The sequence below is a fragment of the Boseongicola sp. genome (assembly GCF_057460485.1).
The window spans coordinates 1-3,609 of the sequence record NZ_JBVCWP010000356.1; the positions used below are offsets into that span (position 1 = coordinate 1).

At 58.2% G+C, this 3,609-nt stretch carries 5 protein-coding genes; 4 read left to right on the plus strand and 1 reads right to left on the minus strand.

Features of this window, described 5'->3' with window-relative positions:
* The 3 genes from AC221Y_RS21900 to AC221Y_RS21910 form a co-directional block, all read left to right on the plus strand.
* A partial coding sequence (locus AC221Y_RS21900) for a tetratricopeptide repeat protein (RefSeq protein WP_486708435.1) occupies positions 1–694 on the plus strand: 694 nt, incomplete at its 5' end.
* A 26-nt stretch (positions 695–720) separates the two neighbouring features.
* Positions 721–1,365, plus strand: coding sequence for an LON peptidase substrate-binding domain-containing protein (locus AC221Y_RS21905; protein WP_299753431.1), 645 nt, complete (start codon positions 721–723; stop codon positions 1,363–1,365).
* 23 nt (positions 1,366–1,388) lie between these two features.
* A complete protein-coding gene (locus tag AC221Y_RS21910; RefSeq protein WP_299753465.1) occupies positions 1,389–1,541 on the plus strand; it encodes a Trm112 family protein in 153 nt (50 codons plus the stop codon).
* Here AC221Y_RS21910 and AC221Y_RS21915 read toward each other — a convergent pair.
* Complete coding sequence (locus AC221Y_RS21915) at positions 1,538–2,797, minus strand: FAD-dependent monooxygenase (protein ID WP_486708436.1); 1,260 nt, start codon at positions 2,795–2,797, stop codon at positions 1,538–1,540. The two genes, AC221Y_RS21910 and AC221Y_RS21915, sit on opposite strands and share 4 nt — an antisense overlap.
* A gap of 50 nt (positions 2,798–2,847) precedes the next feature.
* Between AC221Y_RS21915 and AC221Y_RS21920 the strand changes: the two genes are divergently transcribed.
* On the plus strand, positions 2,848–3,609 hold a 762-nt coding region (locus AC221Y_RS21920), incomplete at its 3' end, for an amidase (RefSeq protein WP_486708437.1).

The following is a 3,609-nucleotide window of genomic DNA, read 5'->3' on the forward strand; positions in this document are numbered from 1 at the left end:
GGATGAGAATCAGGCAATTGCGCAACAACTGCGGGTTCAATCGCTTCCGACTGTCTACGCGTTTTGGCAAGGTCAGCCGATTGATGCGTTCCAGGGTGCGTTGCCTGCGTCTGAGATTAAGGCGTTTATTGATAAGGCTATCGAGGCATCAGGCGGCGAAGTCGGCGGCGGTCTGTCAGAGGCCCTCGAAACTGCGGAAAATATGTTGGAAGAAGGCGCGGCTGCAGATGCGGCTTCGATCTTCGCGGCTGTTCTTGGCGAGGACCCGCAGAGCGCTGCTGCCTATGGCGGTCTGGCGCGCACCCATCTGGCGCTGGATCAGATCGATGAGGCGGCGCAAGTTCTGCTGACGGCTCCAGCAGCCTTGTCCTCTGCGCCAGAGATTGAGGCTGCACGTGCGCAGATCGAGTTGGCACGCCAGGCCGCAGATGCTGGGCCGGTTGACGAGCTGCGTGCTGGGCTCGATGCTGATCCGGACGATCTAAAGGCGCGGTTTGATCTGGCACAGGCGCTTTATGCTGCAGGAGACGCCGAGGAGGCCGTCACGCAATTGCTGGAAAGCTTCCGGCGTGACCGCGAATGGAACGAGGGTGCTGCGAAAGCCCAGCTGTTCACTATTTTTGAAGCCTTAAAAGCCAATGATCCTATCGTGTTGAACGGACGCCGAAAGTTGTCGTCGATGATCTTTGCCTGACAGGAAAATGGGCTAGGTAACTAGGAATGTTCCCAAAGTCTGATCTCCCCGAAACGGTCCCTGTCTTCCCGCTTCCCGGGGCGCTGTTGTTGCCCCGCGCCAGATTGCCGCTGCATATTTTTGAACCGCGCTATCTGGCGATGTTGGATGATGCCCTGAAGACGCCTGATCGTTTGATCGGGATGATCCAACCGCGAGAAGGCGGCCCCACAGGCAGTCCTTCGTTGCAGGCTATTGGTTGTGCGGGCCGGCTTACGTCGTTCACTGAGACCGATGATGGGCGTTATATGCTTACGCTGACTGGGATAAGCCGTTTTCGGGTTATTGAAGAGATAGACGGCTTCACCCCATATCGCCGCTGTAAGGTAAGTTGGACGGGGTTTGATCGGGATCTGGGGGCCACGGAACATGACCCTAACTTTGATCGGGATGTGTTCTTTTCCGCCCTTAATCGCTTCTTTGAGTCCAATGGACTTCAGACGGACTGGGAATCGCTTAAAGAAGCCGAGGACGAATTATTGATCAACTCGCTTTCGATGCTTTGCCCGTTTGAGCCGGAAGACAAGCAAGCCCTTTTGGAAGCACCGTCGCTGCAGACGCGACGGGAAACGTTGCTGACCCTGATTGAATTTGCGATGCGGGGCGGCGGAACAGAGGATGCATTGCAGTGACCGAAAACAAATTTGACCGGCGGATGTTAGAAGCCTTGGTGTGTCCGCAAACCCGCGCGCAGCTAACGTATGATGCGAAGGCTCAGGAGCTTGTCTGCAAGGCGGCGCATCTTGCCTATCCTATCCGCAACGGCATCCCGATCATGTTGGTCGATGAGGCGCGCAAACTTGACTAAAGGGGTTGCCCCTTGGCAAGACGCGGAAGGTCTCCGGTTAGGCCGGCCGCTTCGCGGATAAGTCCCCGACGTAGGCCCGGCAACGCATTGGCGGCGCCGAGGCCGAGATCTCGGATCGTGCGCAATATCCCGTTATCGTTTGAAAACAGCCGATTGAAGCTGTCAGTCGCAAAGGCGAGCGTTGCCGTGTCAAACCGACGCCACTGACGATAGCGCGTCAAGACATCGGCGCGCCCGATGTCTTCCCCACGTCGGGACGCATCCGCCAGAACTTCTGCAAGTGCCGCCACGTCCTTCAGCCCGGCGTTCAGACCCTGACCTGCAATCGGGTGTACAGAATGAGCGGCGTCTCCCACAAGCGCCACCCTCGGCCCGATGAAATCCTGGGCGAGCGACAGTCCCAACGGGTAGCTAAAGCGTTCTCCCACCAAAGAGATTTCGCCAAGAAAATCACCGAAACGTGGGCGCAAAACCTCAAGATAGGCTTCGTCGCTAAACCCCTGTATCTCGGCCGCGCGCTCGGTTTTTTCGGTCCAGACGATAGAGGCACGATTGCCAGTCAGGGGCAGGATCGCTAGCAGCCCGGATGGCATGAAAAATTGATGGGCTGTGCCTTCGTGGGCGTGTTCATGCTGGATTGCACAAACCAGCGCCGTTTGGCCATACTGCCACCCCATCCGCTTGATGCCAGCGCGCGTGGCGACGCCGCTGGCTTTTCCATCACAGCCGATAAGGATCCGGGCGCGAAGGGCACTTCCGTCATCTAGGGTCACCGTGACGCCGTTGCTGTCGGGCGATTGACTCACTACCCGGCGTTCATTCAATTGTCTGATGCTTGCCGCGTCCACGGCGGCCAAAAGGGCAGGGCGAAGATAGCGATCCTGGACGAGAAATCCCATTGGGCCTTCCTCAATCTCGGCATGATCGAAGGCTAACATCATCGGAGACGGACCTTCGCCGGGGCGACCATCGGTGATTTTGATGTCAAGAATAGGTTGTGCGCTTTCAGACAAGGCGGACCAGATACCCAAGGCTTTCAAAACCCGCTGAGACGCGATTGAAAGCGCATATCCGCGCCCGTCAAAATCGCGCGCCGCTCTGGTATCGCTTGGCAAAGGATCGACAAGCGTGACGTCGAAGCCCGCCGAGGCCAGCGCCAGCGCCAGCGATGTGCCGTTAAGGCCGCCGCCTGCGATGAGAATATCTGTGTCATAGGTCATGGTGTTTGATATGGGCGGCGGCGTGGCATTGTCCATGCGTTGTCGTGCCGCTACGATCGCGCCGTTGGTTTAGGGAGGCGTTGGATATGAGTGACTGGCTTTGGGCAAGTGCTGCTGATCTTGGACGCGGGATCGAGGCAGGTAAGATTGATCCCGTTGATCTGACCGAGCTCTATCTGGCAGCCATCGCAGAGCATCAGTTCACCGATCGAATTTATGCGCGCACCACCCAACAGCGCGCTCGCAATGAGGCAAAAGCGGCTTCGACGCGTGCGAAATTGGGTCTGAGGCGGTCGCCGCTCGATGGTGTGCCTATCTCTTGGAAAGATCTTTACGATACCGCCGGGGTCGTGACTGAAGCTGGTTCGCTTTTACTGAAAGGGCGCGTGCCCGACCGCGATGCGCGTGTTTTGCAGGCTGCCACCAACGCTGGTATCGTTTGTTTGGGCAAAACACATATGACGGAACTCGCGTTTTCTGGTCTTGGCCTCAATCCAATGACGCAATCGCCGCCATGCGTGAACGATTTAGACGCGGTGTCGGGCGGGTCGTCGTCTGGCGCGGCGACGTCGGTTGCCTTTGGGTTGGCCGCAGCAGGGATTGGCTCGGATACCGGCGGCTCGGTACGCGCACCGGCGGCTTGGAATGACCTGGTCGGCTTGAAGACGGCACCCGGGCGTTTGTCTCTGGAAGGTGTTGTTCCGCTTTGCGCGAGGTTTGATACGGTCGGACCTTTGTGCCGGACGGTCGAGGACGCTTCCTTGTTGCTGGCCGCCATGGAGGGTGGGGCGGCAGTGTCGCTGGATGGCGCTACGCTTAAGGGTGCGCGACTGGCTATTTTGAAGACC